The organism is Candidatus Dormiibacterota bacterium (assembly GCA_035532835.1).
Classification (GTDB): Bacteria; Vulcanimicrobiota; Vulcanimicrobiia; order Vulcanimicrobiales; family Vulcanimicrobiaceae; genus DAHUXY01.
In genome coordinates, this window is record DATKQG010000087.1 from 20,684 (window position 1) to 38,154 (window position 17,471).

General features: G+C 61.1%; 15 protein-coding genes. 3 read left to right on the top strand and 12 right to left on the bottom strand.

The features are described from left to right. The first annotated feature begins 14 nt into the window (after window positions 1-14). Window positions 15-2,144: a DPP IV N-terminal domain-containing protein gene (locus VMW12_10825; GenBank protein ID HUZ50208.1), complete on the top strand. Its 2,130-nt coding sequence runs from the start codon at window positions 15-17 to the stop codon at window positions 2,142-2,144. Window positions 2,145-2,226: 82 nt separating this feature from the next. On the opposite strand, the gene VMW12_10830 is transcribed toward VMW12_10825, so the two are convergent. Further along, window positions 2,227-2,643, bottom strand: coding sequence for a hypothetical protein (locus VMW12_10830; GenBank protein HUZ50209.1), 417 nt, complete (start codon window positions 2,641-2,643; stop codon window positions 2,227-2,229). A gap of 126 nt (window positions 2,644-2,769) precedes the next feature. After that, on the bottom strand, window positions 2,770-3,936 hold the full coding sequence (locus tag VMW12_10835; protein HUZ50210.1) for an acyl-CoA dehydrogenase family protein: 1,167 nt from the start codon (window positions 3,934-3,936) through the stop codon (window positions 2,770-2,772). Window positions 3,937-4,035: 99 nt separating this feature from the next. On the opposite strand from VMW12_10835, the gene VMW12_10840 reads away from it, so the two are divergent. Together VMW12_10840 and VMW12_10845 are read left to right on the top strand one after the other, a co-directional pair. Then, entirely contained in the window at window positions 4,036-4,791 is a 756-nt protein-coding gene (locus VMW12_10840; GenBank protein ID HUZ50211.1) for a CoA transferase subunit A, read from the top strand. Window positions 4,792-4,795: 4 nt separating this feature from the next. Next, window positions 4,796-5,464 (top strand): CoA transferase subunit B, encoded by a 669-nt coding sequence (locus VMW12_10845; protein ID HUZ50212.1) that lies wholly within the window; start codon window positions 4,796-4,798, stop codon window positions 5,462-5,464. A gap of 200 nt (window positions 5,465-5,664) precedes the next feature. Here VMW12_10845 and VMW12_10850 read toward each other — a convergent pair whose 3' ends face one another. The 10 genes from VMW12_10850 to VMW12_10895 all read right to left on the bottom strand — a co-directional run bounded on the left by VMW12_10850 (window position 5,665) and on the right by VMW12_10895 (window position 17,470). Further along, on the bottom strand, window positions 5,665-7,467 hold the full coding sequence (locus VMW12_10850; GenBank protein ID HUZ50213.1) for an ABC transporter ATP-binding protein: 1,803 nt from the start codon (window positions 7,465-7,467) through the stop codon (window positions 5,665-5,667). Between the two features lie 24 nt (window positions 7,468-7,491). Next, window positions 7,492-7,860 (bottom strand): VOC family protein, encoded by a 369-nt coding sequence (locus VMW12_10855; GenBank protein HUZ50214.1) that lies wholly within the window; start codon window positions 7,858-7,860, stop codon window positions 7,492-7,494. Beyond that, the gene (locus tag VMW12_10860; GenBank protein ID HUZ50215.1) at window positions 7,857-8,891 is read right to left on the bottom strand and encodes a DnaJ C-terminal domain-containing protein; all 1,035 of its coding nucleotides are present in this window, start codon (window positions 8,889-8,891) and stop codon (window positions 7,857-7,859) included. The genes VMW12_10855 and VMW12_10860 overlap by 4 nt, the downstream gene beginning before the upstream one ends. Then, the gene (locus VMW12_10865; GenBank protein ID HUZ50216.1) at window positions 8,888-9,409 is read right to left on the bottom strand and encodes a nucleotide exchange factor GrpE; all 522 of its coding nucleotides are present in this window, start codon (window positions 9,407-9,409) and stop codon (window positions 8,888-8,890) included. Before VMW12_10865 ends, VMW12_10860 begins: the two co-directional genes overlap by 4 nt. A gap of 80 nt (window positions 9,410-9,489) precedes the next feature. After that, window positions 9,490-11,346, bottom strand: coding sequence for a molecular chaperone DnaK (gene dnaK / locus VMW12_10870; GenBank protein ID HUZ50217.1), 1,857 nt, complete (start codon window positions 11,344-11,346; stop codon window positions 9,490-9,492). Between the two features lie 396 nt (window positions 11,347-11,742). Beyond that, window positions 11,743-12,972, bottom strand: a complete 1,230-nt coding sequence (locus tag VMW12_10875; GenBank protein HUZ50218.1) for a trypsin-like peptidase domain-containing protein — start codon at window positions 12,970-12,972, stop codon at window positions 11,743-11,745. A gap of 116 nt (window positions 12,973-13,088) precedes the next feature. Then, complete coding sequence (locus VMW12_10880; protein HUZ50219.1) at window positions 13,089-13,784, bottom strand: ABC transporter ATP-binding protein; 696 nt, start codon at window positions 13,782-13,784, stop codon at window positions 13,089-13,091. Then, on the bottom strand, window positions 13,777-14,973 hold the full coding sequence (locus VMW12_10885) for an ABC transporter permease (GenBank protein ID HUZ50220.1): 1,197 nt from the start codon (window positions 14,971-14,973) through the stop codon (window positions 13,777-13,779). The genes VMW12_10880 and VMW12_10885 overlap by 8 nt, the downstream gene beginning before the upstream one ends. Beyond that, window positions 14,973-16,169 carry an ABC transporter permease gene (locus VMW12_10890; protein HUZ50221.1) on the bottom strand — a complete coding sequence of 399 codons (1,197 nt, stop codon included), beginning with the start codon at window positions 16,167-16,169 and terminating at the stop codon, window positions 14,973-14,975. Before VMW12_10890 ends, VMW12_10885 begins: the two co-directional genes overlap by 1 nt. Further along, window positions 16,166-17,470 (bottom strand): efflux RND transporter periplasmic adaptor subunit, encoded by a 1,305-nt coding sequence (locus tag VMW12_10895; GenBank protein ID HUZ50222.1) that lies wholly within the window; start codon window positions 17,468-17,470, stop codon window positions 16,166-16,168. The genes VMW12_10890 and VMW12_10895 overlap by 4 nt, the downstream gene beginning before the upstream one ends. Window position 17,471 lies beyond the last annotated feature (1 nt).

Consider the following 17,471-nt stretch of genomic DNA (forward strand, 5'->3'; position numbering starts at 1 on the left):
TGAAGCCCGGCAGTATGATCGGACGTCTCTGGCTCTTGCTCGGGCTCGTTGTCGCATGCTCGGGCGCCGCGCCCGCTCCGGCAGCGACCGTGCTCACCGCCGCCGCGGCCTTCGGCCGCGAGCCCCTCTGGGGGCGCCTCCCATCGCGCATCGCATGGGCGCCGGACGGCCACGCCTTTACCTACGTGTTGCCCGGGGCCGATCCAAGCGAGCCGCTCGGCGTGCACGTCTACGACGTCGCCTCGGGGCGCTCGCGCGAATTGCTCCCGGCGGTCGCTTTCGGGCAACGCGGGCGCACGCCGGGAAACGTCATCTGGGCGCCTCGCGGCAACGCGCTGCTCTACGTACAGCACGGCGCCCTGTTCGTCGATAGCCTGACGCATCGCAAGATCCGGCGCATCGCACGGGGTGCGGTCGACCCGCAATGGTCGCCGGACGGTACGTCGATCGCCTACGTTCACGCCGGCGATCTCTACCGTGCATCGCTCGTTCCCGCCGTACGCATCGAACGCCTGACGCGCGGTGCCGTTGGGAATCGCGTCATCAATGGCGATCTCGATTGGGTATATCCGGAAGAGCTTGGGACCGCGCACGGATTCGCGTGGTCGGGCGACGGCAAGCGCATCGCCTACTTACACTTCGACGAGCGTGCGGTAACGGCGTTTCCGATCGACGATTTCTTGCCGTACGATAATCGCATTCACACCGAACGCTATCCGCTCGCGGGTGAAAAGAATCCCCGCGTTTCGCTACGCGTCATCGATCTCGCGACGCATCGCGACACGCTCGTCTACGACGCATCCAAGCGCGATGAGTATCTGCCGTGGTTCGCCTGGGTTCCGCATACGTCCGATCTCACCGCCGAGGTGATGGACCGTGCCCAGCAGCACGTTCGGGTGCTACGCTGGAGCGGCAGCGCGCGGGAGCCGCGCGTGGTGCTTCAACAGCGCGACGCCGACTGGGTGGACGTGATCGAACGTCCGCATTGGCTTGCGGACGGGACTTCGTTCTGGGTACTCGACCGAGATGGAACTGCAGGGCTGTATCTCCGCGACCGGACGGGGCATCTGACGCGCTTGACCGGAACCTACCACGTCGACTCGATCCTGGGCGTCGACCCGCGAACGAAGCGAGCGTTTGTGGTCGCGAATTATCCGACCCGGCGCGATACCTCGCTGTTGGCGGTGCAACCGGATGGACGGGTGCTGAATCTTACGCCCGGCGGCGGGACCCACAACGTGTCGCTTTCGCCCGACGCTTCGCGCTTCGTCGATACGTACTCGACGATCAACGACCCACCGCAGGTCGATCTGGTTGACGTGCGCGGCGATCGCGTTCGCGCCACGCTCGCGCATCGGAGCACGGCGCTTGCCTCGATGCTGCAGCCGGTCCAGATGCTCAGCGTACCGTCGAAATACGGGCCGCTGGACGCATGGATGCTCAAACCGCCGAATTTCGATCCGGCCAAACGCTACCCCGCGATCGTGTACGTTTACGGTGGGCCGGCTGCGCCGACGACGATGAACGGGTTCGGTTACCGCACCGCTCTCTACCATCAGCTTCTCGCAAAGCAAGGATTCATCGTATTCAGCATCGACGGCCCCGCATCGCAGATCGATAGCGACGCGCACGTACGCTTGCTCCGCGAGAACTTTGGGCCCGGCTCGCTGTTGGGGCAAGAGATCGGCGCTCGTTATCTTTCGTCTCTTCCGTACGTAGACGCGCAAAAAATCGGCATCTGGGGTTGGAGTTTCGGCGGATACGAAACGACCTTCGCTCTCACGCATTCGCATCTGTTCGCCGCGGGGGTAGCCGTCGCGCCCGTCACCGACTGGCACCTCTACGATACGATCTACACCGAACGCTACATGGGCCTGCCGCAGCAACACGCAAAAGCGTACGATCGCAGTTCGGTCTTGAACGCGGCCGGCAATTTAAGCGCGCCGTTGCTGATCAATCACGGCACGAGCGACGACAACGTCCACATGGCCAATACGATCTCGTTCCTACAACGAGCGATCGAAGCCGGCCGCACAAACGTCGACCTGATGTTATACCCTCGCCAGTTGCACGGATTGGCCGCGCTTCCGGATACACGCTACGTATTCGAGAGAATGCTCGCGTGGTGGGAGAGCCATCTCTAGGAGCCGGCTGCGATAAAAAAAACGGCGCAGTCCGTGAGGACCGCACCGTGATTGGATGGATATAATAAGGACGAGGTTTGTGCTACGGGGCCTTGGTGGCCTTCGGAGCCGGCTTGGTCGCCTTCATCGAGGACGCCTTTTTGGTCGTCTTCGCTGCGGCTTTCTTGGCGGAGGTAGCCTTCTTGGCGGTCTTCTTAGCGGCCGGCTTGGCAGCCGACTTCTTCGAGGACGCCTTCTTGGCAACAGCCTTCTTGTCGGCCATCTTCTGAAGCGGAGCCTTGGTGGCCTTAGCAGCCGGCTTGGCAGCCTTCTTCATCGGAGCGGCTTTCTTGGCGGAAGTAGCCTTCTTGGCGGTCTTCTTAGCGGCCGGCTTGGCAGCCGACTTCATCGAGGACGCCTTCTTGGTCGTCGCGGTCTTGGTGGTGGCAGTCTTCGTCGCCGAAGCAGCCATCGCCGGGCCGGTCATCAAAAACGCGGCAGCAACGAGCGATGCGATCATCTTATTCATGTAGTACACCTCCTTTTCGTAGCAAAATCTCCCGCTTCGTGAGAACCACGAAAGGGACGTTACCTTTCAGCAACGTTACGCTCAGCCCGAAAGTTCGCCCCGGGGAAATCTGCCCCTTTACTTGCCTTTGCCCACGAGGGCGCGCGAGATGACCAGGCGCTGGATCTGCTGGGTGCCTTCGTAAATCTGCGTGATCTTGGCATCGCGCATCATGCGCTCCACCGGATACTCCGACGAATAGCCGAAGCCGCCAAGGACCTGTACCGCATCGGTCGAGACCGACATCGCGACGTCGCCGCACTTAAGCTTCGCCATCGAGGCCCAGAGCGAGACGTCGGCCGCACCTTGGTCGCATTTGCGCGCTGCTTCATACAGGAGCATACGGGCGGCTTCGACTTCGGTTTTCATATCCGCGAGCATGAATCCGACGCCCTGGTGCTGGCCGATCGGTTTGCCGAAAGCGATGCGTTCTTTAGCATAGTTGATCGCGTAGTCGAGCGCTCCGGCCGCGATGCCCAGAGCCTGGGCGGCGATGCCCGGTCGCGACTTATCGAGCACTTTCATCGCGATCTTGAAACCTTCGCCTTCTTCGCCGATCCGATTGGCCGCGGGAATCTCGCATCCGTCAAAAACCAACTCGACGGTCGGCGACCCGCGGATGCCCATTTTTTTCTCTTTCTTGCCCACGGTGAAGCCCTTCGTCCCTTTTTCGACGACGAAGGCACTGACGCCGCGCGAACCCGCCGTGGGATCGGTGGTGGCGAAGACGCAGACGATGTCGGCGACGCTGCCGTTGGTGATCCAAATCTTCTGGCCGTCGAGCACGTAGTTATCGCCGCGTTTGGTCGCCCGAGTATGCATCGAACCAAGTGCGTCCGACCCGCTCGAAGCTTCGGTGAGCGCGTAAGCCGCAATCTTCTTACCGGATGCGATATCGGGAAGGAAGCGCTTCTTTTGCTCTTCGCTTCCGCCGATGAGAATCGGCAGCATGCCGAGTTCTTGCACCGCCACGATCAGCGAACTGGAGGCACACGCCTTGGCGATCTCTTCGACGACCTTCACGTAGGTCAAGAACGTTCCGCCCAACCCCCCGTACTCGGTCGGGATCGGAATGCCCATGAGGTCGTTTTGGGCGAAGAGCTCTTTGATATCGGTTGGAAACTCCGCGGTCTCGTCGATCTCTGCGGCGCGCGGTGCGACTTTTTCGGCAACCAATTCGCGCACCATTTGGAGGATCATCGCCTCCTCTTCGGCATCGTGCGCTTGCGGTGGTGCTACGGCCATGATCCGGTCTCTCCTAATTGTGGGGTGGGATTGCCTTTCGAACGTTTCAACGGTCGCTCAAGAGGGACCCGTTAAGGGGCGGGGCGCAATACTCGCCTTATGGAGAAAGTCTTTGCGACGTGCGCCCAGGCCGTTGCCGACATCCCAAGCGGCGCGTCGCTTGCGGTCGGCGGCTTCGGGCTCAACGGCATTCCACACAACCTCATCGAGGCATTACTCGAGCAGGGCGCTACCGGTTTGGTGACCGTTTCGAATAACTGCGGCGTCGACGGTTGGGGCCTTGGCGTGCTGCTCGATCACAAGCGCGTTCGGCGCACGACGGGTTCGTACGTCGGCGAAAACAAAGAGTTCGAACGCCAGTACCTCAGCGGCGAACTGGAGGTCGAGCTGGTGCCGCAGGGCACGCTCGCCGAACGCCTGCGCGCCGGCGGCTGCGGCATTCCCGCGTTCTACACCCCGGCCGGGAACGGTACGATGATTGCCGACGGCGGCCTCCCGTGGAAGTACGCACCCGACGGTTCGATTGCCCTCGGTTCGCCCAAGAAAGAGACGCGTGCGTTCAACGGACACGATTACGTGTTGGAAGAGGGCATCGTCTGCGATTTCGCGTTAGTACGTGCGTCGGTCGCCGACACGTCCGGCAATCTCATCTTTCACAAGGCGACGCGAAACTTCAACCCGCTATGCGCAATGGCCGGGCGCATCACGATCGCCGAGGTGGAGGAGTTGGTCGAGCCCGGGCAGATCGATCCGGAGGACGTCCATCTCCCCGGCATCTTCGTGCAGCGGATCGTGAAAGTCGGCGCACAGGGCAAACGCATCGAGCGCACGACGACGCGCAAGCGGGAGGCATAACACCATGGCATTAACGCGAACCCAGCTTGCAGCGCGCGTCGCGCAAGAACTGCGCGACGGCCAGTACGTCAATCTCGGCATCGGCCTGCCGACGCTGATTCCCAACTACGTTCCCAGCGGCGTCTCCGTCACGCTGCAGAGCGAGAACGGCATCCTCGGAATGGGCCCGTACCCGTACGAAGGCGAAGAAGATGCCGACCTCATCAACGCCGGCAAAGAGACCGTGACGGTATTGCCCGGCGCGTCGTTCTTCGACTCCGCACTCTCCTTCGGCATGATTCGCGGCGGCCACATCGATGTAGCGGTCCTCGGCGCCATGCAAGTGAGCGAACGCGGCGATCTTGCGAACTGGATGATTCCCGGCAAGATGGTCAAAGGCATGGGCGGCGCGATGGATCTGGTACACGGCGCCAAACGCGTGATCGTGATGATGGAGCACGTCGCCAAAGGCAACGCGCATAAAATCGTGCGCGAATGCTCGCTGCCGCTCACCGGCCGCCGCGTCGTGCATCAGATCATTACCGACATGGCCGTAATCGACGTCACGCCCGACGGCCTGGTGCTGCGAGAGGTGGCCCCGGGCGTGAGCGTCGACGACGTGCGCGCAGCCACCGAACCGACGCTACTACTCCCCGACGCGCCCAAAGAAATGCGAATCCCCGCAAACGTCTAGATTCGCTACGAGGTCGTTCCGCCGCCCGGGAACGGTGGTTGGGGAAGCTGCGATTTTTTTGGCCCAAACAGGATGTTTGCTTCAAAGCTTCGCTTTGCCAAAAAAACGTAGCAGCGTTGGATTTTACAGGACGTAAAATCCAACAGCGGTTCCCCAACCACCGTTCCCGGGCGGCGGAACGACCTCGTTCCCGAACCGCGTCAGGCCGTGGCCGCGTCGCGGAATTGGGTGCGGTAGAGCGCGGAATACGCGCCCCCGCGGGCTAAGAGTTCGGCGTGCGTGCCCTGTTCCACGACGGCGCCGTCCTCGATGACGAAGATGACGTCGGCTGCGACGATCGTCGAGAGCCGGTGCGCGATCACCATGCTGGTGCGCCCGCGCATCACCACGTCGAGCGCTGCCTGGATCGCGGCTTCGTTATGCGAATCGAGCGAGCTGGTCGCCTCGTCGAGGATCAGGATGCCCGGATTCTTGAGCAACACGCGCGCGATCGCGAGACGCTGACGCTCGCCGCCGGAGAGTTTGTGACCGCGCTCGCCGACGATCGTTTTGTAGCCGTCGGGGAGCGAGGTGATGAACTCGTGGATGTTCGCGGAGGTCGCGGCTTCGACGAGTTCCGCATCGGTGGCATCCGGTTTTGCGTAGCGTAGATTGTGTTCGATCGTATCGTGAAAGAGATACGTCTCCTGCGAGACGATGCCGATGTCGCGGCGAAGCGATTCCAGGGTGAGGGTGCGCACGTCGTAACCGTCGATGAGGACGTGCCCGGATTGCGGATCGTAGAAGCGCGGGACGAGCTGCGTGATCGTGGATTTGCCGGCACCCGAGGGGCCCACGAACGCGGCAACTTGGCCGGGTTGGATATGCAGCGAAATATGTTTGAGGATCTCGCGGTCGCTCGAATACGCGAAGGTTACGTCGTCGAAGCGTACGTCGCCGCGTAGCTGCGGCAAGACGACCGCGCTCGGCGGTTCGTACTGCTCGGTGGTCATGTCGAGATATTCGAAGATGCGCTCGAAGACGGCGAGCGCGCTGATGATCTGCACTTGGATGCCGACCAGCGCCGACGCGGGGCCGTAGAGGCGGCCCTGGATCCAGCCGATGAAGGCTACGATAACGCCGATCTGAGGCGTCCCGTATTGGAGCGAGAGCCAACCGCCGCCGAGCCAGACGAGCGCCGGGCCGACCACCACCATCGCGGCGATCGATGCGATGAACCATCGGCCGACCATGGCCAGATTGATCTCCAGTCGCATGAGTCGCGTACCGACATCGTAGAAGCGGGAGCGCTCGAACGCCTCGCGCGCGAACGATTTGATGAGGGTGATGCCCGAGATCGAGAGCGTTTCCTGGGTGATCGATTCGATCTCGTCGCGTGATTCGCGCGTTTTCTTGCGAATCTCGTACATCTTGCGGCCCACCGGGCCGAGCGGAATGATCATGAACGGTACGACGATGATCGCGATCAGCGTAAGGCGCCAATCCCAGATCGCCATCCACACCAGCGTCGTGGCGATCATCGTGATATTGGTGACGATGGTCGTCAGCGTACCGGTGACGACGCCGTCCACGTTGTCGACGTCGTTCGAGACGCGATTCATGATCTCGCCGGTTTTGGTACTGGTAAAGAACGAGAGCGGCATCTTGTGCAGATGCGCGACCAGGCTGGTGCGCAGATCGCGCATGATGCCTTCGCCCACGAGCGAGTTCAAATAGCCCTGCACGACGTTGATGCCCATCGCAACGAACGCGGCTCCAAGCATGATGGAAATGAACTGGAGCAGCTCGCTGAAGCTGCGATGGGGGAGGGCCGTGTCGATGATGCGCGAGGTCATGTAGCCCGGAATCAATCCAAGCAGCGACGTCGCGAGAATGCAGGCTAGGACGAACGAAAGCTCTTTGATATAGGGCGCGAAAAGCGCGCCGATGCGCCGCCATTCGACGCGTCGTGGACCGGTCGGCTTTTCGTCGCGATAGGCCGCGTTGAAAAGCATCCCGTGCATGCCGGGGCCGCCACCGAGCATCGGTTAGTGCGGCACCGTGATTTGATGGAGCATGACGCTATTGCCCTCGGGGTCGTTAGCCGTAGTGATTCTGCAAACCGGCGTGTCGTAGGGATCTTCGATCGTCATGCCTTGCGAGCGAAGCTCGGCGAGCGTTGCGTTGAGATCGTCAACTTCAAACGCGATGCCGGATGCGCTTCCGGGTTCGCGATGCATCCACTCGTGGTTCATCAGCGAGAAGTATCCGTCACCGATCTTGGACTCGGCAAATTGGACGACGCCGCCCTCTTCCATCGACTGATGAAAGACGATGCCGAGGTGCTCGTGGTACCAATCGCGGAGTGCGGCGACATCTTTAGCGGGATAGGCTACGAATGCGATTTCTTTGATCATGATGCCGGCTTCTTTCCATTGCGCAAGGCGGAGAGCTCCTTGAAGAGTTTCTTCTCCTTGTCGCTGAGTTGCTGCGGTAACTGGCCGACCAGGCGGACGTATTGGTCGCCTGCGGTGCCGCCCTTGACCTTGGGCATACCCTTACCGGATAGGCGCAAGAGGCGATTGTTCTGCGTGCCTTCGGGGATCGTCATCGCGACCTGCCCCGTCATGGTCGGAACCTTGACTTCGCCGCCTAGAATCAAGTCGTAAACGCTGACCGGAAGATCGACGTAGAGATCGTCGCCTTTACGTTTGTAGGTCGGATCGTCGACGAGTTTTACGACCAGAAACAGATCGCCGTTGGGGCCGCCGGAGAGCCCGATGCCGCCCTGCCCGGCAAGCCGAATGCGTTGCCCATCGCCGATGCCTTTGGGAATCGAGACTTCAAACTTTTTCGTGAGCAACAACCGGCCGGTGCCGCTGCACTGCGTGCAGAGGCGTCCGTTCTCGGTTCCCGTTCCACGACAGCGCGGGCAGATATCTTCGACTTGCAGCGAGACGGCTTTCTTGCCGCCGTCGTAAACGTCGCGTAAGCCCAGCTCGATCGTCGTTTCGAGATCTTGACCGCGCTGCGCGAATCCCGCTTGTTGGGCGCCCGCACCGCGGCGGCCGATACCCGAAAAGAACATGTCGAAAAAATCCGAAAATCCGGTCGGGCCGGCCCCTGCGCCGCCGCCCGCTCCGCCGAAGTTCGAGAAATCGAAATCCTGTTCGTTATAGCGCGTGCGGTATTGGCGTTGTTGTTCGGCCTGTTGCGCGGCTTGCTGCCAATTCGAACCGAGCACGTCGTATTTACGGCGCTTCTCGGGATCGCCTAAAACCTCGTAGGCCTCGGAGAGCTCTTTGAACTTCTCCTCGGCTTCCTTGGGTTTATCGGGGTTCGCGTCGGGATGCCATTTGCGGGCGAGCTTACGGTATGCGGACTTGATGTCTTTTTCAGCCGCACCCTTTGGGACGCCTAAGACGGCATAGTAGTCTTTGTAATTCATCCGGCCGACGTAGCGACGATCACTTTTGCGGGGCGCAGCAACTCCTCGCCGATCGTGTAGCCCTTCTCCGCAACTTCGACGACCGTGTCGTCAGGGATACCGTCGGCCTGCGTCGTGCCGATCGCTTCGGCGACGCGCGGGTCGAAGGGCTTGCCCTTGACGTCGATCATCTTGACGCCTTCGGCGGCGAGAATCGATTCGAATCCCCTAAGCGTTTGCTCGATGCCGCCGCGGAGCTTGTCGCCGCCGCTGTTGTCGAATTGCAGCGCTCGTTCGAGATTGTCGAGAACCGGAAGAAAACGCTCGAGCAACGAGCGGCGATGCGACGTGACGATCGATTCGATGTCGCGCTGCATGCGTTTTTTATAGTTCTCGAAGTCGGCCATCGCCATGAGGAACTTATTGTAGTTATCTTCGGCCTTCGCGGTAGCAACCTGCAGTTGCTCGCGAACATCGCCGGCGTCGTCGAGAACGGCCTCGCCGGCTTCGGTGCTTAGCACCGATTCGTTATCAAACATGTAGTACTCGCTAGAGAAGAGTGAAGGCACCTGCGAGTTGGGTCGGCCTTGGGAAGGCCGGCCCAACACGATCGAGGCTGTTACTTGGCTTCTTTGAACTCGGCGTCGATGACGTCTTCGGGTGCGGTCGCACCGCTGGACTGTCCGTTCGCGCCGGCCTCTGCGCCCTCGCTCGCACCGGGTTCGCCGTTCGGCGAAGCGGTTTTATAGAGCAGTTCGGCCATTTTGTAGCTCGCCTGCTGCAGCTTTTCGATCGCCGGTTTGATCTCGGCAACGGTCCCGTTTTCGCTGACGCGCTTGAGATCCGCCAGGGCCGTTTCGACTTCACCGCGGGCGGTGACGTCGAGCTTCTCGCCGACTTCCTTGAGCGATTTCTCGGTCGAGTAGATGAGGCTCGATGCGTTGTTGCGCACCTCGGCCTCTTCGCGTTTGGCTTTATCGGCCGCAGCTTGCAACTCGGCGTCCTTGACCATCCGTTCGACTTCATCTTTGTTGAGATTGGTCGACGAGGTGATCGTGATCTGCTGCTCTTTGCCCGTGCCCAGATCCTTGGCGCTCACGTTGACGATGCCATTGGCATCGATGTTGAACGTCACTTCGATCTGCGGTACGCCGCGCGGAGCGGCCGGGATGCCTTCGAGCCGGAAGCGTCCCATCGTCTTGTTGTCGCCCGCCATCGGACGTTCGCCTTGCAAGACGTGAATATCGACCGACGTTTGGCCGTCTTCGGCCGTCGTGAAGATTTGCGACTTCTTGGTTGGGATCGTCGTGTTGCGTTCGATCAACGTCGTCATCACGCCGCCGAGCGTTTCGAGCCCGAGCGAGAGTGGGGTGACGTCGAGCAGGACCACGCCGGTCACTTCGCCGCCGAGGACGCCGGCCTGGATCGCCGCGCCGACCGCGACGACTTCGTCGGGGTTCACGGTGAGATTCGGGTCTTTGCCGGTGAGCTTCTTGACGAGCTCTTGAATGACGGGCATGCGCGTCGAGCCGCCGACCATGACGATTTCATCGATCTGCGAGAGATCGATCTTCGCGTCGGCCAGTGCGTTCTTGAACGGCGCGATACAACGATCGGTCAAGTCGGAGGTCAGCTCTTCGAACTTCGCGCGGGTTAGCGTGATGTCCAGATGCTTGGGGCCTTCTTGATCGGCCGTGATGAACGGCAGATTGATCGAGGTCTGCACGACGGCGGAGAGTTCGATCTTCGCCTTCTCTGCAGCTTCGGTCAGACGTTGCATCGCCTGCTTATCTTTGGAGAGATCGATGCCTTGCTCTTTGCGGAATTCCGCAACGAGCCAATCGACGATGCGAATATCGTAATCGTCGCCGCCCAAGCGCGTGTCGCCGTTGGTCGACTTCACTTCGAAGACGCCGTCGCCGACTTCCAGGATCGAGACGTCGAACGTGCCGCCGCCCAGATCCCACACCAGGATCGTTTCGTTCTCTTTCTCTTTTTTATCCAAGCCGTACGCCAAAGCTGCGGCGGTCGGCTCGTTGATGATGCGAAGCACTTCCAAGCCCGCGATTTTGCCGGCGTCTTTGGTCGCCTGGCGCTGCGCGTCGTTGAAGTACGCGGGCACGGTGATGACCGCTTTGGTCACTCGCTCGCCCAGGTAGTTGCTCGCATCGTTGACGAGCTTTTGCAGGATCATCGCGGAGATCTCTTGCGGCGTGTAATCCTTGCCGTCGATCTTCACGGTGTAATTGCCTTCGCCCATGTGGCGCTTGATCGAGGCAATCGTACGATCGGGATTCGTGATCGCTTGACGCTTGGCGAGCTGGCCCACGAGCCGTTCGCCGGTCTTCGTGAAAGCGACAACCGACGGCGTCGTGCGCGAACCCTCGGAATTGGGGATGACGACGGGCGAGTTGCCCTCCATCACGGCAACGACGGAATTGGTCGTGCCAAGGTCGATACCGACCACTTTAGCCATAAAAACTACTACCTCACTTAACGTGTAGTGTGCGGTCCGGCCTGGACCAGCTACTCCGGGGGCCGACGCAGTCGAGCCGAGGCGAAATCGGGCACTGAGGTGAGTGCGCGTTCGCGTCGATCCGGCGATGCGACGGCGGCGGATTTGCCTTGCCGCTTACGGTGATGGCCGCACGAGTGTTACCGACCCATCATACAAGATTGGGCCGAAAAATGTTCCATGTAAATCCGACAGTTTGTCGGAGATGCAGCCAGCCGGACCTCGGTCCGACATGGTTTACAACACCTATGACCCGGTCATGCCGCCCGGGGTTGCAGGGCTAACCTTTTTTGTGAGGCAAAAAAAGAAGCACCCGGGCCGGAGCCGCGGGTGCCTTGGGTGACGGAGCGGGGGTGCTTATGGTTGCCCGGGCGGCCCCTGCTGCTGCTGTCCGGGAACCTGGCCGACGGGGATAGCCGCCGGGCGCTCCTCGAGCTTAACCGCGACGAATTTATCGAGCCCTTGCGACCATACGTCCAAGCGGATGATCTGCCCGGGTTTCTTGGTGCCGATGTAGTCGTGCAGCGCCTTGAAGTCGTTGAAGTTTTTGCCGTCGGCCTTGAGGATGACATCGCCCGGCTGGAGCCCGGCCTTGCCGGCCGGAGAGTTCGGTACGACCTGGTAGACGGCGACACCGCCGGAACCGTTATAACCGATCTGATTGCGTAGGCCGGGGGTGAGGTTGGTCATGACGATACCCATGAACCCGATGTCGGTGCCCTGATGGACGCCGGGGTCCTTGATGAGTTCGGCGACGACCTTCTTCACGGTGTTCGAGGGGATCGCGAAGCCGATGCCCTGCGCGTAGGCTGATTTCACCGTCGACTGGTTGATGCCGATCACCTGGCCGTTGATATCGATCAGCGGGCCGCCGGAATTGCCCGGATTGATCGGGGCCGAGGTCTGCAGCATGCCTTTGAAATCGATCACGCCTCCGCTCTCGGTCGGGATCGGCTCGTCGCGATTGAAGGCCGAGACCACGCCGACAGTGACGGTCTGCTGGAGTTCGAGCGGCTCGCCGATCGCGATCGCCCACTGGCCCTGTTCGAGCTTATCCGAATCCGCCAGTTGTAGAGGCGGGGGGAGTTTGACGTTGCTGTTCGGGCGGATGATGGCGATGTCGGCGCCGATGTTGGCCGCGATGACGTGAGCCGGCACCTTCTGCCCGTCGGCGAAGACCACGGTCAGCTTCGAGACCGCTCCGCCGTTGGGCGGTTCGACGACGTGGGCGTTGGTGACGATGTCGCCGTTGGTGTCGTACACGAAGCCCGAGCCTGAGGCGCGACCCTTATAGGGCTGCACCATGCCCGGCCCTTGCGATCCGCCGAAGAATTGCTGGAAGAACGGATCGACGGGGACGACCGTCTGCCCGTTCACCTCTTCCTGGATCGCCACGACCGATGCTTTGGTGCGCTTGACGGCGCTGACGATGCGGTCTTGATCGCTCACGCCGTTCAGCGGAGCGGCAGCCATAGCGGGCGGCGTGTGCATGGGGCCGGCCGCATTTGAAAAGTGTGTGCTCGCGTAGAGCATCATAAGGAAACTGCCGATGACGGCGCCCACCAGGCCGACGATGACCGTGGGCATAACGCGATTCTTCACCATTCTCCAACTTTTACAAATCGAGTAACTATGTCGTTTACTACCCTACGAACGAAAAAAAGTCGCAAAACGTCCCCTCGCTCGGGTAGGAAGGCGGCCCACTAGGCGCCTGGCGGCCCGTCCGAAACGATCAGCCCGTCTCGTAGACGGATAATCCGCTTGGCATTACGGGCAACCTCTTCGTCGTGGGTGACCATGATGATCGTACGCCCGTTTTCATAGAGTTTGTTGAACAAGGCCAGAATATCGTCGCTGGTCTTGGTATCCAAATTCCCGGTCGGCTCGTCGGCCAGGAGCACTGCCGGGTCGTTAATCAGGGCTCGGGCGATCGCGACGCGCTGCTGCTGGCCACCCGAGAGTTCGTTCGGCTTGTGCTTGGCCCGGTCGGCCAGGCCGACTTGTTCGAGCACCGCCAAGGCGGCGTCGTTGCGCTTACGCTGGGAGACCCCGGCGTAAAAGAGGGGCAACGCGACGTTTTTGATCGCGTCGGTCCGCGCAAGTAAATTGAAGCCTTGGAAGACGAATCCGAGTTTTTTGAGCCGGATCTCGGCCAGCTCGTTATCGTTGAGGCTCGAGACGTCGACGCCGTCGAGAATGTAGGTACCGCTGGTCGCCCGATCGAGGCAACCGATCAGGTTCATCAGCGTCGACTTTCCGGAGCCGGACGGCCCCATGATCGCGACGTACTCGCCGTGCGCGATCGTCGCGTTGATGCCGTGCAGTACCGGGACTTCCAGCGCGCCGTTTTTATAGGTTTTTTTGATGTCGCGCAACTCGATCGCGCTCTGATTATTCATAGCGAAGTGCCTCAATCGGGTCTAAGCTTGCCGCGCGGTAGGCGGGATAGGTTCCGAACGCCAGCGTGACGACGACGGCGAAGCTTACCGCAATGCCGGTGGCTTGGAGCCACGGTATGGGCACGACCGTTCCCGTGAGCTTGATGATGAACACATCGTTGATAAAGGCCCCGAGGCCGAGACCAATCGCGAGCCCGATCGCACAGCCGGCACTGCAGAGTAGCAGCGCTTCAATAAAAAACTGCCATAAGATCTGGCCGCCCCGCGCTCCGATGGCCTTACGTACGCCGATCTCGCGCGTTCGTTCGGCAACTGAGACCAGCATGATGTTCATGATCCCTATTCCGGCGACCAGCAGCGAGACCGCGCCGATCAACCCGACGATGAGCGTGAGGGCGTTGAAGACTCCGCCGACGCCCTGCGTGAATTTCGCCTTGTCGGCGGTTTGGTATTGGAGGTCTTTACCGCCGTGGAGGGCGCGGAGCTTGTCTTGGACGGCGATCTCGATCTGCGGGATCCGGGATGCATCGGTCACCAAAAATCCCGCTCCGAAAATATTTTGCCCGGTGACGTAATCGTGCACGAAGGTGGTCCACGGAATCGTGATGTCACCGCTAAACTGCAGATTGAGGAAGCCTCGTTTCGGCGCCGCCAGCACCCCGATCACGACGTAGCGGTGGCTTCCGGCGTAGAGGCTCTGCCCGGTTGGGTCGCCCCCGTCCGGAAAGAGCTTGAGATAGGCGGCGTTCGAGAGCACGCACACGTTGGTCGCGCCCGCAATGTCGTCGGAATTCAGATTGCGACCGTAAACGATCGGGAGATTGCTGAACGGCGGGGCGCCTTCGGGAGAGATACTGAAACGGGCGAGGACGTGCCCCACGCGCGCGAGTTGGCTCGAGATGCCGAGGGGTCTGGCGGAGAGGATCCCGGGAACGCTCTGCTGGATCGCGGCGAGATCGCTGAGCCGAATGCTTGCCTTCGACGCGTCGCGCTGCCGGGAGTTCGGAAAGATGACGAACGAGTTGTCGGCTAACGCTCCGAGCGCGCCGTTCACCGCGCCGGCCATGCTCGCTCCCAGCACTTGAATGGCGATCACCGCGCCGACGCCGATGATGAGGCCGGTGATCGTCAGGAGCGAACGCAGCTTGTTGGCGAGCAGCACCCGCAGTGCTTCGTCGAAGTACATCATTACGAACGCAGCGCCTCGATCGGGTCCATGGCGGCCGCTCGAAGGGCCGGATAGGTGCCGAAGACGGTTCCGACGAGCAACGAGAAGATCAGGGCGATGCTTACGATCAGCAGGTACGGGATTAACAGCGTGCCGAGTTGCTTGCTCAGAAGGGAGGCGGCGCCGATGGTTGTGAGCAAGCCCAGCGCCATACCGATCCCGCCCCCGCAGATCGAGAGGAGCACGGCCTCCATCAGAAATTGAAGCGCGATGTCGTTACGGTTGGCTCCGATCGCCTTGCGAATACCGATCTCTCGCGTGCGCTCGGTGACCGAGACCAGCATGATGTTCATGATCCCGATACCCGCGACGACCAGGGCTACGCCGCCGATCACGGAGAGCCCCAGGCCGACGATGCTCAACACGTTGGTGAAAATCTTCAGTTGGTCTGCGGTGTTCTGCATGGTGTACTTGGCGCGTCGTCCGTGAATGTGCTGAAGCGCGGCGATCGCAACTTTCCCGACCGCATCGGCCCGTAGCGGATCGGTCGGGTAGATCGCCAGAAAGTCCATCGGAGCGTCGGTAAGGTTCGAGTGGTAGGTGGTGTAGGGCACGAGCAGGTTCGAGGTGCCGCCGATACTGTTCAAAAACGAACCTTTGATGTCGGCGAAAACGCCGATCACGCGATACTGCCCGCCGTTCACGCGCAAGAAATTTCCGACGGCGGGCTGGTTTCCGAAAAACTTCGTCGCAATGTCTTGAGTGATATTGCAGACGCGGGCGGCCGAGTTCACATCTTGTGCGTCGATGCGTCTCCCCTCCGCCATCTTGAGCCCGTCGCTGTGGTACGCGCTATCGGGATTGACCGGCACGTAATCGCGCTTGCTGCCGAAGCTTACCGGAAACGTTTTCTGCCAAATCGGCAACACCGAAGCCGCCGAGTTTCCCAGCGCCGCTTCCACCGGCGCGAGATCGCGATAGTGAATCTGCGCCTGCTGGGGGTAATTCTGCGAGTTGTCGACGTAGACGATGACCGGCGACTGCCCGAACGAGGCGAACGTGCTGTTGATTCCGCTGGTGGCCGCACGGCTGATACCGAACACCGCGATGATCGAAGCGCTGCCGATGATCATCCCGAGCATCGTGAGGATCGAGCGAACGCGGTTGCGCCAGAGCGAAGCTACGGCTTCGTCCAGGTAGGCTAGGAGTCGGTTCACGGTGTCGCTGGCGAACTCGAAGGTGAGGGCGAGGGCATCGGCTTAACGGCCGAGCCGTCTTTGATCAGCGGATTGCTCTGCGCGACGATCAACTCGCCGGGAGAGAGCCCCGAGGTGACGATCGTCGTCGTATCGCCGATGCGGCCGGTCGTGACGAGTTGCTTTTTAGCGATACCTTTCACATCGAGATAGACGTACGATTTTCCGCCATCCTTCACGATCGCATCGTTGGGGACGGCGATCGCGTTGGGTATTTCGGTGGTGAGGATATCGACGTCGGCGCTCATGCCGTCCTTGAGGAACGATGGCGATTCGTCGAGGGCGATCGTCGTGAGCACCTGTTTTGCGGTGCTCGATGCGTCGGTCGATTTTACTGCGACCGGAGCGATCTGAACGACGTGGCCGCGAATCTTCGTTCCGGGGAAGTCCTGGCCGCTGACGATCGCGTGTTGGCCGACGCGAACGTTGATGATGTCTTGCTCGTCGACCTGTGCCTTGACGATATATCCCGCGCCGCCGGCGATGGTAAAGAGCGATTGCCCGGCGCTCACGCTGTCGCCCGGTTGCATCGAGCGGAGGGAATCGCCCGATTGCGTCGCGACCGTCTGAATCATGCCGGAGAACGGCGCAACGATGCGGGTGAAGGCGAGTTGTTGCTCGTTTTGGCTGTTGAGGATTTGCGCCTTGCGTGCGGCTGCCTGTGCGGCCTGCACGCTATTTTGGCCGTAGCCGGATACCGCGCCGAGCCGGAGCTGTGCTACTGCCTGATCGTACGTCACTTGCGCGACGTCCAGTTTCGCCTTGTCGGCATCGACGACGTTGCGAGCGATGGCCTTGTTTTGCAGCAGCGCGAGATCGGCGTCGTAAACGCGTTTGGCTTCCTTCAGATTGGCAAGCGCCGTATCGACCGCGGCTTGATACTGCACCTTGGCGTTTTGCTCGTTGACGCGCGCGCTCGAGACGTTGGCGACCGAAGAGGAGTAATCGGCCTCCGACCCCGCTGCGTTGAATTGAAGCGTCGGGTTTTGAACCGTCGCCAAGAGCTGGCCCTGCGAGACGTACTCTCCGGAGCGAACGTAGATCTGGCCGATATTGCCTGCGACCAGCGTTGGGATCGTCGCGGTATGCGGATGCATCACCACCCCGTTCTCCGGGAGTTTCACGGTGAAGTTCGCGAGCGCGATGCGCTGCGTCTTTACGGAGACGGCGGCGTTGCCGCTGTGGCGCGAAATGACGACCGCGAAGACGATCAGAACGACGATCGCCGCGAGGACGATGATGAGATTACGAGTGCGATGCATG